Genomic DNA, 16,940 nt, shown 5'->3' with positions numbered 1-16,940 from the left:
GAAGCCGGTATCAGGGAAAAGTGCCAGAATGAGTAATCGACTAGGGAAGGCGGCTGTTTGTCTTGCCGCATTAGTAAGCCTAAAAGAAGGCTTGCCATCAGTACCTATACTGCGTCCTACACTCGCTCGGTCGATTAGTCGTTAGAAACCCTGTTTACGGGTGGCATCGTCGGACAAAGCCACCTCTGAAATTTTTTGCAAACATAAAACCCAGATGTCAGATTGCAAGCTTCTGCAAAAAAGTAAGGCGGTATTGCCTTGGTCATGCGGCTCCGGGGCCCACGAAGCGGCCGGTCAGACTACTTCATTACACTTGGGGTTAGCCAAGTGCGCCTCAGAAAAGTGACATACGCAGGAATCGTCCTTACGTTCACCACGAGCTTCGCGGGCAGGGCCCGGAGCGGATCAAATCGTGGGTGACGGTCGTCGCGACGACTCGGCCCGATACGGTCGTGCCGGCCACTGAGGGACAGGCAGGAGGGCGAATGACGGTCGTCGTGACATGGCTGGGTAGAAAGCGGAATTGGTTTCTGCCGCTTTAAACACAAACGTAGCAAAAACGTTTCAAAAAACCACGGTCTATTTTTCGGGCTTTCCGGCTTATTCGGCCAGGAAAAGCGGGTTTAAAAGCAATAGCACGGGTTTCATCAAACAAGAAACCGTGCATTACCCGGCTGCAGGTTCTACCTTTGCCCCTGAAGCGGTCCTCTCCCACCCGATTTGTTCACTGGCCGCTTTTGGAAGCGGCCCAACCTATCTGCATGCAAGAGGTTCTGAAGATTTTCAAGATTGGCGGCGGCATTATCGACGACCCCGGGCAGCTCCAGCAGTTCTTGGGCGAGCTGGCTAAACTTGACAATAAAATAATGTTGGTGCACGGCGGCGGCAAGGGTGCCAGCCAGATGCTGCAGGAGCTGGGCATCGAGCCTAAGATGGTGCAGGGCCGCCGCATCACCGATGCGGCCACGCTGGACATCGTGACCATGTTTTACGCCGGTAAAACGAATAAGCAGGTCGTGGCCGGGCTTCAGGCCTATGGGGTCAACGCCCTGGGCTTGAGTGGGGCCGACGGCAACGTAATCCGGGCCAGCAAGCGGCCGGTCCGGGAAATCGACTACGGCTTTGTGGGCGACCTGGACGAGCAGAGCATCAATACGGAGCTGCTGCAAAGCCTGCTCGGCGCGGGCCTGACTCCGGTTTTCTGCGCCATTACACATGATGGCCAGGGCCAGCTGCTCAACACCAACGCCGATACTATTGCCAGCTCCCTGGCCCGGGCCCTGGCGCCCTTCCACCAGGTGGAGCTGCACTTCTGCTTCGAGAAAGACGGGGTGCTGGCCGACGTGCAGGACGAGAACTCGGTGATTCCGCAGATAACCCCCGACGAGTACCAGGCACTCAAAGCCCAGGGCGTTATTGCCGCTGGCATGGTACCCAAGCTCGATAATGCCTTTGCCGCGCTGGAAGCCGGCGTGGAGCGGGTTGTCATTGAAAACGCGCTGAAAATCAACGAGCCCGTAAAAACCATTCTATGCCGGAGCTAACTGACCAGCTGGGCGAGGCCGCCATTCAGCTCCTGGCCCGCCTGATTCAGACCCCGTCTTTTTCGCGGGAAGAAGCACCCACGGCTGAGCTGATATTCGAGTTTCTGCAGTACCACGGAGCCCGAGCCCAGCGCGAGATGAACAACGTCTGGGCCGTGAATCAACATTACGATTCGCAGAAACCGACCGTGCTGCTCAACTCCCACCACGACACGGTGAAGCCCGGCGCAACCTGGACCCACGACCCGTTTGGGGCGGTTATTGAGGATGAGGACAAGCTTATCGGGCTAGGTAGCAACGACGCGGGCGGCTGCGCGGTAAGCCTGCTGGCCACATTTCTGCACTTCCAGCAGCGCCCCGACCTGCCCTTCAACCTGATTTGCGCCATTACGGCCGAGGAGGAAGTTTCGGGTGCCAACGGTATCAGCAGCCTACTGCCTCACCTGGGCAAGATTGACCTCGGAATCGTGGGAGAACCGACCCAGATGGAAATGGCCATTGCCGAAAAAGGCTTGGTGGTGCTCGACTGCACGGCCCACGGACAAACCGGCCACGCGGCCCGCAACGAAGGGGAAAATGCGCTGTACAAAGCCGTGGCCGATATCCAGTGGCTGCAGCAATACAAGTTTCCGAAAGTGTCGGAGCTGCTGGGGCCGGTGAAGATGACGGTGACCCAAATTCAGGCCGGTACTCAGCACAACGTGGTGCCCGATACCTGCCATTTTGTGGTAGACGTGCGCACCAACGAGTTTTACTCCAACCAGGAAGTGGTAACCACGGTGCAGGAGCATTTGCAGTCGGAAGTAGTGCCCCGCTCGGTGCGGCTGAATTCGTCCCGCATTGACCCCGACCACCCGCTGGTGCGCAAGGGCGTGGCCCTGGGCCGTAAGGCATTCGGGTCGGCCACGATGTCGGATCAGGCCCTGATGCCGTTTCCCACGGTGAAGATGGGCCCCGGCGACTCGGCCCGCTCCCACACCCCGGACGAGTACATCTACCTGTATGAAATCAGGGGCGGCATTAAGGCCTACATCGAGCTGCTAGAAGGCCTGCAGCTGTAGGCTTAGAACTTAGGCCTGTTGCAGGGTGGCAATGTCAATCTTGCCCATTTGCATCATGGCGGCCATTTTACGCTGCATTTGGGCCGGGTCGTCGCTGCGTAGGAGCTGGGCCATGTTGGCCGGCGTTATTTGCCAGGACAGGCCAAACGGGTCTTTCAGCCAGCCGCACTGGCCCGGTTCCCCGCCGTTGGCCGTCAGCTGGCTCCACAGGGCATCAATTTCCGCCTGATCCTGGCAGCTTACCGACAAGGAAATGCCGGTAGTGAAGGTGAAGTGCGGTCCGCCATTCAGGGCCACGTACTTTTGCCCGGCCAGGGTAAATTCGACCGTCATGACGCTGCCAGCCGCCACGGAAGTACCTTCCGGGTAGCGGGTGATGCTGCGGATGGCAGAATCCGGGAACAGACTGATGTAGAGTTTCGCGGCTTCCTCGGCCTGGTCGTGGAAGGTGAGAAAAGTGGTAATCTTTTGCATGGCGCTGTGTTCCGGTGGGCTGATACCGTAAAAGTACCGCCCCAGCCTACGCCCCAGGCAGTATAAAAACGACAAATACCGGGCAGTTTGCGACACGCCAATTCAGGGCTGGCGCTGACTGAATCCGGCCAGTAAACGTAGTACCGGGAAAGCCCGACAGCCGGGCTTCCCTAGATAATTGACAATGAAGATTTGGGACAAGGGCATTGCCGTTGATAAGAAGATTGAGCAGTTCACCGTGGGCAAAGACCGGGAGCTGGATATGTACCTGGCGCAGTTCGACGTGCAGGCCTCCCAGGCCCAGGCCACGATGCTGGCCCAGGCCGGCCTGATTTCGGCCGAGGAAAACGAGCAGCTCCAGCAGGGCTTGGGGGAACTAGCCGCGCAGATTGCCGCCGGCAGCTTCACCATCGAGGAAGAATTCGAGGATGTGCACTCCAAGATTGAGTACTACCTGACCGAGAAGTTCGGCGACGCAGGCAAGAAAATCCACACCGCCCGCTCCCGCAACGACCAGGTGCTTACCGCCATTCAGCTGTTTCTGAAAGACTATACCGAGCGGGTAGCCGGCAAAACGCTGGAGCTGGTAAACGTGCTGCTGCAAAAGGCCGCTGCCCACCAGGCCGACCTGATGCCGGGCTACACCCACTTCCAAGCGGCTATGCCCAGCTCCTTTGGGCTGTGGTTTTCAGCCTACGCCGAGCATCTGCTGCTGGATCTGGCCTTGTTCGAAGCCGCCTACACCGTAGCCGACCAAAACCCCCTGGGCTCGGGCGCGGGCTTCGGCTCCTCCTTCTCCATCGACCGGCAGCTGACGACCACGCAAATGGGCTTCGGCAACGTGGCCGTGAGCAGCGTGGGCGCCCAGATGCTGCGCGGCAAAACCGAGAAGACCGTGGCCTTTGCCGTGGCCGGCATGGCCGCTACGCTGGCCAAAATGGCCTACGACCTAGTGATGTATAACTCCCAAGACCTGGCTTTTGTGGAACTGCCTAAGGAGTTTACGACCGGCTCCAGCATCATGCCCCACAAGAAAAACCCGGACGTGTTTGAGCTTATCCGGGCGCGGTGCAACTCGTTGCAGGCCCTGCCCAACACGATTACGCTCACCATCAGCAACCTGCCCAGCGGCTACCACCGCGACTTTCAGATTCTGAAGGAGTTGCTGTTTGAGCCGCTCACCCAGTTTCTGGACATTCTGGACATCGTGAACTTTGCCTTGCCCCAGCTCAAAATCAAGCCCGACTTGCTCAACAAGGCGAAGTACGACGCAACCTTCACGGTGGAAAACATCAACCAGCTCATTCAAAGCGGCACGCCCTTCCGCACGGCCTACAAACAAGTGGGCCTAGCGGTGGAAGACGGCTCCTACGCGCCACACAAGGAATTTCAGACCACGCACCTGGGCAGCATCCACAACCTGGGGCTGGAGGAAATCCGGGCGAAGGTGGAGCGGCTGAAGCAAGGCAGCAAGCTGTTTTAAACTGATCTTGCTTTCTTCGGAATGTCATGCTTGATCTGGCGTCTGCGCAGCCGAAGCATCTCTACCGCTTCGTTACAGACATTACCGTTACTATGGCCAGAGTTGAAAATCCTGCGGTTAGCCGAATAATCGGCCACGAGATTATTCGAGCACATTTCGGCTACTGGCCAACTTTCCATGATGCTGAAATCACAAAAGCAGCCTTTGAGGCTAATCCTGGCCACTGGCCTTCGGTAAGGTTTACAATAGCTGCCTTTGAGATGACAGCCGAGGTCGACGCAAAAGGGTATTATCAGCAAGCCAAGCATTGTACCATAGAGCTCTTGTTCGAGGGTGTTCGAGAAATAGAATTTGAAGGCTTCAGTCACCAAAACGTCATTCTCAGCTTAGAATTTGAGCAAAATGAAAGTCAGATTCACTGCACCCTCGATTCCTCCGCTGGCTTGGATGCATTCATTGTGGCTCAACAAGTCTCGGTGCTAAGCTTAACTCCGACGAAGCGGTAGAGATGCTTCGAGCTGCGAACGTCAGATCAAGCATGACGTTCTTGCAACACAAACGATAAACAGTGTCTTTCCCAGCAGCTTCTCCCCTGCTCCGGCCCGACGAAACCAATTTTTCAAACCCGCCTCTCTCCCGGCATTTTCCTGAGTGAATACCCAATCAATTCCCATGAAGATCAAAAAAGCAGTTATTACTGCCGCCGCCCGCGGTCAGCGGTTGTACCCGGTGGCCGACACCATTCAGAAGGCCATGCTGCCGGTAGTAGACGTGGACGGCCTGCACAAGCCCGTCATTCAGATTATTGCCGAGGAGGCTTTTAATAGCGGCATCGAGGAGCTGTGCGTGGTGTGCGCCCCAGGCGACGGGCCGCGCTACGTAGCGGCCTTCACGTCCCTGCGCGACAACCTGATTAAAACTTACCAGAACATCGACTGGGCCCGGCAGCAGGCTGAGAAAATCGACCACCTGCTCAGTCGCCTGCAGTTTGCCGAGCAAACCGAAGCCCTGGGCTACGGACACGCGGTGGCCTGCGCCCGGGAGTTTGTGAACAATGAGCCTTTCCTGCTCCTGCTCGGCGACTACCTCTACGTATCCGACGTGGCGGGCAAGCGCTGCGCGGCCCAGGTACTGGAGCTAGCCGCCCAGCAAGAATGCGCCGTAGCCGCCGTGAATCCTACCATTGAGCACCAGATCAGCCGCTACGGTACGCTCACGGGCAAGCACGTGGCGGGCCAGGCGGGCGTGTACCAGATTGACAAAATCATCGAAAAGCCTTCGTTGAGCACCGCCGAGCTGGAACTGCAAACCCCCGGCCTGCGGGCCGGCTACTACCTCTGCTTCTTCGGCATGCACGTGCTAACACCCAGCATCTTCCCGATTCTGCAAAAGCAGCTGGATGCCGGCTCGACCAACGTGCTGCTGACGCCCGCTTTGCAGGAGCTGGCCGCTACCGAGAAGTACCTGGCCCTGGAAGTGCGCGGCAACCGCTACGACCTGAGCCGCCGCCACGGTCTGCTGCGTGCCCAGCTGGCCCTGGGCCTGGCCGGCGAGGCCCACGACGAAACCCTGACGACCATGGTCGAACTGCTGGCCGAAGCCAATACCCGCAAGTAGAGCCATGAATATTTTCGTCGAAACCATTACCGCTACCGAGCCCGAGAAGCGGAACCGGGACTTTTACGCCCTGAGCCGGAGCCTCTCGGCCCGGGAGCTGCTGCAGAACCTGCGGGAGCTGGACGATTTCCGCAAGGCCACGCCCAACCTCTACGACAAGGTGCGGGCCATCCTGTTTTTGTACGCCGGCTTCCGGTTTTTCCTGCAGGAGTCCAAGGACATTCCGCCCGTGGGCAAGATTCCCTACCACGGCTTTGAGGACTTGCTGAGCCGCCGCTTCGAGCAGGCCATCAGCACGTTTTTGCGGGAGCTGGACGTGCACGGCCCCAACGCCACGCTCTTCAGCGCCCTGGCTGACTCCTACCACCACCTCTCCTTCCAGATTCTGGCCGACCAGGTCCGCAAGAGTGTGCGCTCCAGCAAGGGCAACCAGTGGATGTTCCGCGTAGGCCACCAGGAAGAGCACCCGATTCGGATTCACCCGGCGTTGCTGCAGCGCTCCGACTCGTCGTTGTTCTACCCCGTGCTGCACGAGCACACCTCCGTGCGCATGGACCTTACCCACAGCGGCTGGTCGGATATCTTCTTTCTGGGCATGGACTACCCGAAGGCGCCCGGGTCGTCAACCTGTCGATTGACTTGGGCATGTTCGGGCGCGACAAGGACATTCGCCCCCGCTGCACGCCTACGTGCGCGTCATTCCCGAGCCCGTGCTGCGCCTGACCAGCATCGACCTAAACACGACCAAGGACGTCACGGACCTGGCCGACCTGTTCAACTTCGGCAACGACTACCTGAGCCTGGTAAAGGCCGGGGTTATTGCCTCAGGTTTGATTCCGCCCTCCTTTGAAGGCACCAACCAGAGCCTGACCGAAATCCTGGCGCGCATCGTGGCCCCGGGCATGGGCATCGAGCTGGTGACCAAGGTGAATGACATTCCCAAAGGCTCCCGCTTCGCGGTTTCCACCAACCTACTGGGCTCCATTATCAGCCTGCTGATGCGGGCCACGGGCCAGACCAAAAACCTGACCGGCGGCCTCGACGAGAACGAGCGGCGCTTAGTAGCGTCCCGCGCTATTCTGGGCGAGTGGATTGGCGGCTCGGGCGGCGGCTGGCAGGATTCGGGCGGCGTATGGCCCGGCATCAAGGCCATTCAGGGCACCTTCGCCCAGCCCGGCGACCCAGAGTACGACATCAGTCGGGGCACGCTGCTGCCGCGGCACCGGGTGCTGGATGGCGAGGACGTGCACCCCGAAATCGGGGAGAAAATCATGAAGTCCCTGGTGCTGATGCACGGCGGCATGGCCTCCAACGTGGGTCCGATACTGGAGATGGTGACTGAGAAGTACCTGCTTCGTGGGGCCCAGGAAACGGCCGCCCGCCAGCAGACCAACGAAATCTTCGACAACATCCTGGCTTCCATCAAGGAAGGCGACATTCAGAAGCTGGGCGCCAACACGGCCCGCAACTTCGAGGGGCCCATCAAAACCATCATTCCCTGGGCTTCGACCTACTTCACGGAGCAGATTATTGCCAAGGCCAAGCAGGAATTCGGGGCCGACTACTACGGCTTCCTGATGCTGGGCGGCATGTCGGGCGGCGGCATGGGCATGTTCGTGAACCCCGACAAGTACGAAGACTATAAGGTGCGCGTGCTGGACTTGCTGCGCACGACCAAGCAGGAGCTGTCGGCCGCCCTGCCGTTTGCCATGGAGCCGGTGGTGTACAATTGGAGCATCAACAAGCGCGGCACCTGGAGCACCTTGCACGATGGGAATGAAGCGTTGATGCCGGAGCAGTACTACGCCATTCACGTCTCAGGGCTGGTGAAGCAGGACCCGGAAAGCATTTCCTACCTGCGGCGGGCCGAAATCGACTATTTCACGACCTACTGCGAGCAAAACAACCTGGCCTACCCGCTGCTGCGCACGATTGTGAGCAACCTGTTCAAGGTGTCGGACCCCACGGCCCAGGGCAATCGCAGCCTGGAAAACGACAAGGCCGAGCAGATCAAGCGCGACAACGGTTTCGACTACGTTCAGCACGAAGACATTAGGGAGGAGCTGCAAAAGGGCCGCATCGGCCTCTCGCGCAACCGCCTCCACGCCGAAACGGCCATCGACGACGTGCAGCCAACCGACGTGGTGCAGTTTGCCGACTTGCAGGACGTGACCCAGCTGGGCGAGGACGCCATTCGGGCCGGCAAGGTGGCCGTGCTGAGCCTCGCGGCCGGTGTGGGCAGCCGCTGGACCAAGGGCGCGGGCGTTATCAAGGCCCTGAACCCCTTCGTGGAAATAGGCGGGCGGCACCGCAGCTTCCTGGAAATCCACCTAGCCAAAACCCGCCGCGTGGCCCAGGAGTACGGCGCCAAAATCCCGCACATCGTAGCCACCAGCTACCTTACCCACGCGCCCATTCGGCAGACGCTGAAACAGACCCGCAACTACGGTTACGACGGGGCGGTGTATTTGTCGGAAGGCCGTTCCATCGGGCAGCGCTTCGTGCCCATGGAGCGGGATTTGCGCTTTATGTGGGAGGAAATGCCCCAGGAAACCCTCGACGAAAACAAGCAGAAAGTGCGCGACGCAGTGCGCAACACCATGATAGGCTGGGCTAAATCCAAGGGCGAAGGCACCGACTACGTCGACAACATTGCCGCTCAGCGCTTCTCCCCGCTCGGCCACTGGTACGAGGTGTCGAACCTGCTGCGCAACGGCACCCTGGCCCGCCTGCTGCGCGAAAACCCGGCCGTGGAAACCATCATGCTCCACAACATCGACACGCTGGGGCTGACGTGCACGCGGCGGCCCTGGGCTACCACCGCGCCTCGGGCAACGCGCTGACCTTCGAGGTGATTCCGCGCCGCATCGAGGACCGGGGCGGCGGACTGGCCCGCGTCAACGGGCAGGTGCGCCTCTTGGAAGGCTTGGCCCAGCCCCGGGAAGAGGATGAGCTGGCCCTGAGCTACTACAACTCGATGACCACTTGGATTGAAGTCGACCCGCTGCTCCAGCTTTTCGGCCTGACCCGCGCCGAGCTGCAGGCGGCCGACGACGCCCAGCTGGCCCGGGCCGTGCGTAGCGTAGCACAGCGCATCCCGACGTACGTGACGACCAAGGACGTGAAGTTCCGCTGGGGCCACGGGCAGGAGGACATCTATCCGGTGGCGCAAATCGAGAAGCTGTGGAGCGACATGTCAGCCCTGTCCGACGTGAAGTGCGGCTACATCGTGGTGCCCCGCAGCCGCGGCCAGCAGATGAAGGACCCCGCCCAGCTCGACTCCTGGGTAACCGACGGCAGCAAAGACCACGTGGCGTCCCTGGGCATGTTTGACTAACATCAGAACACCGACTCAGAACGTCATGTCGAGCCGCGCGAGACATCTCGCGTGCTGACGTTGTAATGGTACTGTCATAACGTTATTCTGGCTTCAATAACCGTCAAAATAGCAATCTGCGAGATGTCTCCCGCTGGTCGACATGACAGCCGGAAGCAAGTGACTCAACCAAAAACCCTAAGGCCCCGGCTGGTGTACTTACCGGCCGGGGCCTTTTCCTTTACCAACTATGAAACTCTATTTCCGCCTGATCTGGCTATTGCTCACTGCCCGGCTTCAACCTAAAGTGCCAGTTATGGGTCCCTGCCGGACCACGTTTCGGGTGTGGCCCACCGACCTGGACGTGATGCGCCACCTGAACAACGGCCAATACCTGACCTTGTGCGACCTGGCCCGCATGGACCTGTTGATTCGGTCGGGGCTGCTGGCTAAAATCAAGGACTTTGCCCCGCTGGCGGTGGTAGCGGCCGAAACCATCCAGTTCAGCCGGTCTTTGGAGCCGTTCCAAGCCTTCGAGATTGAAACCCTGCCCCTGGGCTGGGACGACCGGCTGCTATATGTTCAGCAACAGTTTATCCGCCAAGGGCAGGTGGTGGCCACGGCCGTGGTGAGCCTGCGCTTCGTGAAGCGCAAGGGTGGCACCGCCGACCCGGCCGAGGTGCTCGCCCACGCCGGCGAGTCGACCGAGTCGCCGGAGCTGCCCGAGTGGGTGCGGGCCTGGAGTCAGAACATGCGCGAGCTGCGTGCGGCCTAAGGGCGCAGAAACTCTGCCGTAGCCGCCGCGTATGGCTTTACAGGGGACGCCTGCTGTCTTCCGTTAAAACCACCTGCACCATGGCTACTGAACAAGATAATACGGCAAATACCGACGATAAAAAGCACCAGGCCAACTCACCCGGCACCTCCAGCCAGTCGTTGGCCGACTCGGAAATGAGCGTGGGCAAGGGCGCCCTGGATACCGAACCCGGTGATGAGCAGGAAAACAAGGAAGCCGACCGCAACGCCGTGCGCCCCGGCTCGGCCCCAGCCGAGGAAGCGCCCAAAGCTGACTGGGGCGGGCAGTTCGGCAACAGCGTGGAGCCCATCTACCGCGACGATGACCGGCGCGAAAACCAACTGGCCAGCCCCGGCCGCGGCGAATTTGGTCCCCAAGGCTCCGGCGGCACCCAGGGCGGCTACGGCAACCAGTACCGCGCCGACGATGTGTACGGCGGCCAGCTCGGCTCCCAGCCCGTCAACACAGGCGGTTACCAGGGCGGCCGGCCCGAAAACAACACTGGCACCGATGAATACAACCCCCAGGGCAGCACCTTCGGCCACGAGCCTGCCACGCCCCTGGCCGGCACCACCGTCGACCCGCACTACCGCAACGACAACGCCTCCCCACCGCCCCCGATTCGGGCTTTAGCGAGGACTACGGCCATTCTTCCCTGGCCGGCGGCGCTAGCAACAACCAAAGCGGCACCAGCCACGAGCGGAACCAGAGCGCCGACTACAACTACATTCCGTCCCAGAACGATAAGCGCGACGAGCAGCAGGGTACGACCTACAACCCCAGCCCACGGTACACGGCCGCACCGGTGAGTTGAACGGCGCCAATGAGCCCGGCCCGAACCGGGAAGCCGCCACGCCTACCGGCTCCGACTCCCGCACCGGCTACACCCGCCCCGATGGCGAAGCTGGCTACCAGGGCAACAGCGCCGAAGGTATCGGCTCGAAAGGCGGCTCCTACAACGACCCCAACGACTCGTCGAACCCGGCCGCGGCCGACGGGGGCGCCGTGCAGGAAGAATATAGCCGCGACGCCCAGAACGACGCGCCCGTGCCGCCCCACGACAACGGCTCGGACTACGGCACCATGCCCCGCCGCAACGCCGGCCGCGACAACGACGCCGACCGCAGCTAGAGCCTGGCACTTCTTTTTCCCCAGAGGCCGAAAACAAACCGTAACCGGGGCGTTTTCGGCCTTTTGCGTATTGTAGCGCCTGCAAACGCTATGATCACTGTTGCTATGAAAACTGAAAAAGAGAAGATGCTGGCCGGGGAGCTCTACGATGCCCTGGACGCGCAGCTAACCGAGGAACGAACCCAGGCGCGGCTCTTGCTCAAGCAGCTCAACGATTCCCGCGAAGACCAGACCGACGAACGAACCCGCCTGCTCCAGCAGCTGTTGCCCTACGCCGGCGCAGAGCTGTGGATTCAGCCGCCCTTCTACTGCGACTACGGCAGCAACCTGCACCTGGGCGAGAAGGTGTTTTTCAACTTCAACTGCGTGGTGCTCGACGTAGCCTCAGTTACCATCGGCAGCCGGACGTTGTTCGGGCCCAACGTGCAGATCTACACCGCCACCCACCCCATGGACCACCAGATTCGGGCCTCGGGGCTGGAATTTGCCAAACCCATTACCATCGGCGACGACGTGTGGGTGGGCGGCAGCGCCGTGATTTGCCCGGGCATCAGCATCGGGGCGCGCAGCGTGATTGGGGCCGGCAGCGTGGTCACCAAGGATATACCGGCCGACGTATTTGCCGCCGGCAACCCCTGCAAAGTCATTCGCTCTTTGCGGGAGGAAGCCTAACTTCTCGCCTACTCTACTGCTGTGCTTGCTATTCCTTCTAATGAAACAACTCATCCTTTCCGCAGCCCTCACCTTGGGCGTATTCACGGCTTCGGCCCAAACCTTTACCACCATGCGCTGGCTAAATGCTCCTAAGAAGTCGACCGTGACGGCCAACAAAGTGCAGGTGCAGGTAGACGGCGGCACCGACTTCTGGCGCGTGACCCACTACGGCTTCATCCGCGACAATGGCCACTTTTTCTACCAGGAGCAGGAAGGCGACTTCTTAGCCAAAGTGAAAATCGTGGGGCAATACAAGGAACTCTACGACCAGGCCGGGCTGATGATCCGGCTCGACGAGAAGAACTGGATTAAAACTGGCATCGAGTACGTAAAGGGTGTGCAGAACGTCAGCGCCGTCGTCACGCGGGAAGTGTCGGACTGGTCAGTGGTGCCGCGCCAGGACAGCCCCAAGGCCGTGTGGCTCACGCTGCTGCGCAAGGGCGACTACGTGGAAATTCAGTACTCCTTCGACAACAAGGACTTCAAGATGCTGCGCTTGGCCTACTTCCCGCCTACCCCCGGTAAAAAGGTGCAGATCGGGCTCATGTGCGCCGCCCCCGATGGCAAAGGCTTCCCGGTGGAGTTCGAGGATTTCTCCATCGGTCCAGTTCCGGCCGGCACGAAATAGACCCAAAAAAGGCACCCGGTGGGGCGCCTTTTTTCATGTAGTAAAACGCCGGTTCAATAGCTTATTACAATTGTCATCCTGAGCAAAGCGAAGGACCTTATCACGTGAGAACAAATCGTCTACCGGTTATCAGGCCCTTCGCTTTGCTCAGGATGACGGGAAAGTTAGGTTGTCCTATTAGTAACCAACTTAGCGTTGACCCACGCTGCCTTTAGCCTCTTTCGATGTACCCGAGGCACTTTCCGGCGGGCCCAGGTAGCTGGGCTTTACCCCGCCTAAGTCCACCACCAGCTTTTCGAGCACCACGCCGGGGTCTACACGCCAGAACTTGAGCGTATGCTCGCCGGGTTTAGCCAACGTGTGCTTGGAGGTCTTGATAATGATATTTTCGGCCACCGCTTTTTCCCAGGGCCTATTGCCATTATCGGCCACCATGCCGGTGTGCAGGTTAATAATCTGCGGGGCTTCGTCGTCGAACGACACGGCGTAGCGCAGGCCCTCACCCCCAATAAAATTCAGCGTAGGCGCAAAGTAGGCCTGCACGGTAACCGGGCCGGTGCTGGTCAGCTGCACGCGGTACTCCAGGTGCGGCGAGCTGCCGGTGGGCGTTTGGCTCGGCGCAGTGGTCGGGAAGGCCGTGACGCCGGAGAGCGTGCGGCCCAGGTCGGGAATGGTCTGCCACTTGACGTTGCTGCCATCCACGGCCTTCTGGTAGTGCTCGGCTTCGATACTCACGTAGCCATCGGCTTCCACAAAGCCTGCGTCAGAAGTTCGGTTACTACGCGGTTTGGGTCCTGCTGGTGGAATAGTTGGCTCTACAATAGCCTTGATTTTGTCGGTTGGCAGAGTCACTACTTCGGGCATGGCATTTTTCTCCGGCTGCTGCCAGTACGTGTAGCCAATGTGGGTCTGGTCCATCATGTGGTTCCACTTGCCCCCGGCCACGGCGTGGTAGCGCTGCGTGATTTCGGCATCTTTGGCGTAGAGTGCTTTGGCATTATCCGCCAGCCAATCCGTAGTGGAATGCCCTGCTTTGGCGGCTTCCCGGTTCCGGGCCACGGTGTAGTAGAGCTCGTTCAGATTAGCACAGGCCTGGACCGGGTGCAGCACCAGTTGGTAGTAAGCGTCGCGGTACTCGGCGGGCAGCTGCTGGTTGATTTTCTCGGCCTGGGTCAGCAGCTGGCTGTAGTCGGCTACTACCGTGGCCCACTCGCGGTAGTTAGTCAGGCTGTAGGTGTTGGCGTCGAGCAACTCGGGCTTGCGGCGGGAACTATACTTGGCGTATTTGGCCAGAATGTCGGCAATGTCAGCCGCGTACTTGGGGCCAAACTGCCTGGCCGCCCAGTCGCGCGAGTAGTCATCCACCTTGTCGGCGCTGATTCGGTCGGGGTTCCAGGCGTAGTCCAGAAAGAAGCTGATGGGGAACTCCATGGGCTTCAAATCCCCCACGTTGACAATCCAGATCTGGTTGGCGTTGTGCTCGTAGGCCAGGTGCATTTGCTCCCAGATGCGGGCAGCGGGTTCGTATTAAGCCACTTGTAGTTGCGGGGGCCACCCACGTAGTCGAAATGGTAGTAGATGCCGTAGCCGCCGGCCCGGGGCTTTTCCTCCGGCTTGGGCAGCTTGCGGATGTTGCCCCAATTGTCGTCGCACAAGAGCAAGGTCACGTCGTCGGGCACGCGCATGCCTTTGTCGTAATAGTCCTGCACTTCCTTGTAGAGGGCCCAGAGCTGGGGCGTTTGTTCAGCGGGCCTGCCGGTTTCCTCGGCAATGATTTTGCGCTGGTCGACCACGATTTTTTCCAGCAGGGCAATGTTGCTGCCCTCACTCATGGGCTCGTCGCCGTCGCCGCGCATGGCCAGCGTCACGATGCTTTCCTTGGTGCCCATGTTCTTGATGCCCTGCCGCCAGAAGTCCTGGAGCGTCTTTTCGTTGGTCTGGTAGTTCCAGGGGCCAGAGCCGAAGCGCTTCCACTCCTGCTGCGACCGAACCATGGGCTCGTGGTGCGAAGTGCCCATCACGATGCCGTACTCATCGGCCAGCACCGGGCTCTGCTTGTCGTCGTCGTTGAAGGCGTTGCCCCACATAGCGGGCCACAAGTAGTTACCCTTGAGCCGCAAAATCAGCTCAAACACGTGTACGTACATCTTCGAGTTGATACCGCCGAACTTCTCCTTGGCCCAACCACTCAGCGCTGGCGCTTCGTCGTTCAGGAAAATGCCGCGGTACTTCACCTTGGGCGTGCCCTGCGAATGGCGACCAGTGGCTACGTACAGCGCCTTTTGCTGCTTGGTCGGCACATCAGCCCACCAGTACCACGGCGACACCCCGATTTGCTGCGACAAGTCGTAGATGCCGTAAATGGTGCCGCGCTTGTCACTGCCGGCAATAACCAGGGCCCGGTCGACGCCCGGCAGGGGCTTTTCCACGACTTGTAGCACGAAGGTTTCCCACTTCCCCGCCACCTGCGACACGTCGAGCTTTTTGCTGGCTACCAGCCCGTCAATCAGCGGACTTTTGCCGATGGTGCCAATCAGCACGACTTCCTTGCCAGTCGGGGCTTGGTCGGTAGTCAGCGTGGGCGTGAGCTTGGTAACGCGGTTAATGTCGGCCTGCAAATCCCGGGCGGCGCGCAGCACGCCCGGCCAGTCGGCATTACTGGCGTAGAGGTGCGCCGTCTTGCCGGCTGCGGCCAGTGGAAAGCCGTTTTTACCTTTGTCGGTGGAAACGTAGGCAGGCGTGAGTTGCGCGGCTGTTTTTTGAGCCTGAGCGCCGAAAGCAGTAAGCAGCGCCAGCAACACCAGCCAGAATCTGCCGGCCGTGCGGGAGCTATGGAAAGACAGGGTTTTCATCGAAATCGGGTGGAAAAGCGGGCGGAGCTCTTGATTCTTTTTCATCTGTCATCCTGAGTGCAGCGAAGCGGAATGAAGGACCTACCTCTGGGTAGTGACAAGGCCTATTCACTGCAATACGGCCTTCTATAAAAGGGCTCTTCACACTGAATTGGATTTGTCCGAATATGGAGGAAGGTCCTTCGCAGGCTCAGGATGACAGTTCCAATTGTTCTTTCACAACTCCATTAAAACTTCACCACTTCCCAATAAGCCTTCTTGGGCTGCTGGTTCTGGTCGAAGAGCAGCGGGTAGTTTTTGCGGCCGGCTACGGGGTAGGTGTCGAGCCAGGTGTACTTGTCGGAGATGTTCCAGAACGTGACGCCGGTCATGACCTTCTTGTAGTCGCGGAAGACCTTGAAGAACATCTTGTACTGCTCGGCCTGCTTCTGCTCCAGCTCGGGCGTGTAGGCATCCGACTCGCCGGGGCGCTTCTCGCGCTTGTCTTTTTCCCAGGGGTAAATCGACACGTCGAGTTCGGTAATCTGCACCTTCAGACCCAGCGCCGAGTACTGGTCCAGGGCCTGGCGCAGCTCAGCTTCCGTGGGTTCCTGCAACGACCAGTGCCCCTGCAAACCCACGGCATCAATCGGCACTTTGGCATCTTTGAGCTTCTTGAGCAGCTTGAGAATTCGCTCCCGCTTTTCGGGGCGCTCGGTGTTGTAGTCGTTGTAGAAGAGCACCGCCTTGGGGTCGGCCTCGTGGGCGTACTCGAAGGCTTTGGCAATGAAATCCTCCCCGCAGATCTTGTACCACTCCGAGTTGCGCAAGAACTCCTGGGGTTGTCACTGATGGCTTCATTCACCACGTCCCAGGCGTAGATCTTGCCCTTGTAGCGCTTCACCACCGTGAAAATATGGTCGTGCAGACGCTTGAGCAGCACTTCCTTACTCACCTGCTTGCCCGCGGCATCCTTAAACAGCCACTTGGGCGTCTGCTCGTGCCAGAGCAGGTTGTGGCCCCGCACCCGCAGCTTATTGTCCTGGGCAAACTTGACGATTTCATCGGCATCCTTCCACTCGTAGCGGTTTTCCTCCGGGTGAATCGGGCCCATCTTCATGGCATTCTCCGGTGTGATGCTGTTGAAGTGCTGCTTGATCAGCTCCCCTTCCGCACCCTTCAGTCCCGCCGGCGACACGGCCACGCCCATCAGGAAATAGTCTTTGTAATAATCTTTCAGGCCCTTTTCGGGCGCTTTCTGCTGGCTGCTGAATACGGCCAGGCCGGCCAGCAGTAGGCCGGTCGTAGTAAGCTTGCGGAAGGAAGAGGTGGGTTTCATTTCTAG

15 protein-coding genes and 2 pseudogenes are annotated in these 16,940 nt (G+C 59.7%); 13 read left to right on the top strand and 4 right to left on the bottom strand.

The window, feature by feature from the left end; all coding sequences use genetic code 11:
• Nucleotides 1–761 precede the first annotated feature (761 nt).
• Both argB and MUN79_RS09895 read left to right on the top strand, forming a co-directional pair.
• A complete protein-coding gene (gene argB, locus MUN79_RS09900) occupies nucleotides 762–1,544 on the top strand; it encodes an acetylglutamate kinase (protein WP_244677509.1) in 783 nt (260 codons plus the stop codon).
• The gene (locus MUN79_RS09895; protein WP_244677508.1) at nucleotides 1,532–2,605 is read left to right on the top strand and encodes a M20 family metallo-hydrolase; all 1,074 of its coding nucleotides are present in this window, start codon (nucleotides 1,532–1,534) and stop codon (nucleotides 2,603–2,605) included. Before argB ends, MUN79_RS09895 begins: the two co-directional genes overlap by 13 nt.
• A 9-nt stretch (nucleotides 2,606–2,614) precedes the next feature.
• Here the strand turns inward: MUN79_RS09895 and MUN79_RS09890 are convergent, their stop codons facing one another.
• A complete protein-coding gene (locus MUN79_RS09890) occupies nucleotides 2,615–3,079 on the bottom strand; it encodes a VOC family protein (protein WP_244677507.1) in 465 nt (154 codons plus the stop codon).
• A gap of 184 nt (nucleotides 3,080–3,263) precedes the next feature.
• On the opposite strand from MUN79_RS09890, the gene argH reads away from it, so the two are divergent.
• The 11 genes from argH to MUN79_RS09835 all read left to right on the top strand — a co-directional run bounded on the left by argH (nucleotide 3,264) and on the right by MUN79_RS09835 (nucleotide 12,764).
• The gene (gene argH / locus MUN79_RS09885; RefSeq protein ID WP_244677506.1) at nucleotides 3,264–4,562 is read left to right on the top strand and encodes an argininosuccinate lyase; all 1,299 of its coding nucleotides are present in this window, start codon (nucleotides 3,264–3,266) and stop codon (nucleotides 4,560–4,562) included.
• A gap of 26 nt (nucleotides 4,563–4,588) precedes the next feature.
• Nucleotides 4,589–5,068: an Imm50 family immunity protein gene (locus MUN79_RS09880; protein ID WP_244677505.1), complete on the top strand. Its 480-nt coding sequence runs from the start codon at nucleotides 4,589–4,591 to the stop codon at nucleotides 5,066–5,068.
• Between the two features lie 166 nt (nucleotides 5,069–5,234).
• The gene (locus MUN79_RS09875; protein ID WP_244677504.1) at nucleotides 5,235–6,179 is read left to right on the top strand and encodes a UTP--glucose-1-phosphate uridylyltransferase; all 945 of its coding nucleotides are present in this window, start codon (nucleotides 5,235–5,237) and stop codon (nucleotides 6,177–6,179) included.
• A gap of 4 nt (nucleotides 6,180–6,183) precedes the next feature.
• A complete protein-coding gene (locus MUN79_RS09870; protein ID WP_244677503.1) occupies nucleotides 6,184–7,029 on the top strand; it encodes a hypothetical protein in 846 nt (281 codons plus the stop codon).
• Between the two features lie 52 nt (nucleotides 7,030–7,081).
• Nucleotides 7,082–9,022, top strand: a complete 1,941-nt coding sequence (locus MUN79_RS30855) for a UTP--glucose-1-phosphate uridylyltransferase (RefSeq protein ID WP_311136769.1) — start codon at nucleotides 7,082–7,084, stop codon at nucleotides 9,020–9,022.
• The gene (locus MUN79_RS09860) at nucleotides 8,974–9,516 is read left to right on the top strand and encodes a hypothetical protein (RefSeq protein ID WP_244677502.1); all 543 of its coding nucleotides are present in this window, start codon (nucleotides 8,974–8,976) and stop codon (nucleotides 9,514–9,516) included. The genes MUN79_RS30855 and MUN79_RS09860 overlap by 49 nt, the downstream gene beginning before the upstream one ends.
• Nucleotides 9,517–9,745: 229 nt before the next feature.
• Complete coding sequence (locus MUN79_RS09855) at nucleotides 9,746–10,270, top strand: thioesterase family protein (RefSeq protein WP_244677501.1); 525 nt, start codon at nucleotides 9,746–9,748, stop codon at nucleotides 10,268–10,270.
• Between the two features lie 80 nt (nucleotides 10,271–10,350).
• The gene (locus MUN79_RS09850; RefSeq protein WP_244677500.1) at nucleotides 10,351–11,100 is read left to right on the top strand and encodes a hypothetical protein; all 750 of its coding nucleotides are present in this window, start codon (nucleotides 10,351–10,353) and stop codon (nucleotides 11,098–11,100) included.
• Between the two features lies 1 nt (nucleotide 11,101).
• Nucleotides 11,102–11,422, top strand: coding sequence for a hypothetical protein (locus tag MUN79_RS09845; protein ID WP_244677499.1), 321 nt, complete (start codon nucleotides 11,102–11,104; stop codon nucleotides 11,420–11,422).
• Between the two features lie 105 nt (nucleotides 11,423–11,527).
• On the top strand, nucleotides 11,528–12,094 hold the full coding sequence (locus MUN79_RS09840; RefSeq protein WP_244677498.1) for a sugar O-acetyltransferase: 567 nt from the start codon (nucleotides 11,528–11,530) through the stop codon (nucleotides 12,092–12,094).
• Between the two features lie 40 nt (nucleotides 12,095–12,134).
• Nucleotides 12,135–12,764, top strand: coding sequence for a DUF1349 domain-containing protein (locus tag MUN79_RS09835; RefSeq protein ID WP_244677497.1), 630 nt, complete (start codon nucleotides 12,135–12,137; stop codon nucleotides 12,762–12,764).
• Nucleotides 12,765–12,953: 189 nt separating this feature from the next.
• Here MUN79_RS09835 and MUN79_RS30850 read toward each other — a convergent pair whose 3' ends face one another.
• The 3 genes and pseudogenes from MUN79_RS30850 to MUN79_RS09825 form a co-directional block, all read right to left on the bottom strand.
• Nucleotides 12,954–13,628, bottom strand: coding sequence for a hypothetical protein (locus MUN79_RS30850; protein ID WP_311136768.1), 675 nt, complete (start codon nucleotides 13,626–13,628; stop codon nucleotides 12,954–12,956).
• 444 nt (nucleotides 13,629–14,072) lie between these two features.
• Nucleotides 14,073–15,616: pseudogene (locus MUN79_RS30845) on the bottom strand (glycosyl hydrolase 115 family protein); the annotation flags it as partial.
• Between the two features lie 227 nt (nucleotides 15,617–15,843).
• Nucleotides 15,844–16,805: pseudogene (locus MUN79_RS09825) on the bottom strand (endo-1,4-beta-xylanase).
• Nucleotides 16,806–16,940: the final 135 nt, after the last annotated feature.

This window comes from Hymenobacter cellulosilyticus, from assembly GCF_022919215.1.
Classification (GTDB): domain Bacteria; phylum Bacteroidota; class Bacteroidia; order Cytophagales; family Hymenobacteraceae; genus Hymenobacter; species Hymenobacter cellulosilyticus.
The sequence above is the reverse complement of the archived record's forward strand: the minus strand, read 5'-3'. Positions and strand labels throughout refer to the sequence as shown.

Excerpts from the sequence above, each read along its gene's own strand:
- MUN79_RS09880 (WP_244677505.1), top strand. The coding sequence starts at position 4,589 with ATGCTTGATCTGGCGTCTGCGCAGCCGAAGCATCTCTACCGCTTCGTT.
- MUN79_RS09840 (WP_244677498.1), top strand. The coding sequence starts at position 11,528 with ATGAAAACTGAAAAAGAGAAGATGCTGGCCGGGGAGCTCTACGATGCC.
- argB (WP_244677509.1), top strand. The coding sequence starts at position 762 with ATGCAAGAGGTTCTGAAGATTTTCAAGATTGGCGGCGGCATTATCGAC.
- MUN79_RS09855 (WP_244677501.1), top strand. The coding sequence starts at position 9,746 with ATGAAACTCTATTTCCGCCTGATCTGGCTATTGCTCACTGCCCGGCTT.
- MUN79_RS09850 (WP_244677500.1), top strand. The coding sequence starts at position 10,351 with ATGGCTACTGAACAAGATAATACGGCAAATACCGACGATAAAAAGCAC.
- MUN79_RS30850 (WP_311136768.1), bottom strand. The coding sequence starts at position 13,628 with ATGCCCGAAGTAGTGACTCTGCCAACCGACAAAATCAAGGCTATTGTA.
- argH (WP_244677506.1), top strand. The coding sequence starts at position 3,264 with ATGAAGATTTGGGACAAGGGCATTGCCGTTGATAAGAAGATTGAGCAG.
- MUN79_RS30855 (WP_311136769.1), top strand. The coding sequence starts at position 7,082 with ATGGGCATCGAGCTGGTGACCAAGGTGAATGACATTCCCAAAGGCTCC.
- MUN79_RS09895 (WP_244677508.1), top strand. The coding sequence starts at position 1,532 with ATGCCGGAGCTAACTGACCAGCTGGGCGAGGCCGCCATTCAGCTCCTG.
- MUN79_RS09890 (WP_244677507.1), bottom strand. The coding sequence starts at position 3,079 with ATGCAAAAGATTACCACTTTTCTCACCTTCCACGACCAGGCCGAGGAA.
- MUN79_RS09870 (WP_244677503.1), top strand. The coding sequence starts at position 6,184 with ATGAATATTTTCGTCGAAACCATTACCGCTACCGAGCCCGAGAAGCGG.
- MUN79_RS09875 (WP_244677504.1), top strand. The coding sequence starts at position 5,235 with ATGAAGATCAAAAAAGCAGTTATTACTGCCGCCGCCCGCGGTCAGCGG.
- MUN79_RS09835 (WP_244677497.1), top strand. The coding sequence starts at position 12,135 with ATGAAACAACTCATCCTTTCCGCAGCCCTCACCTTGGGCGTATTCACG.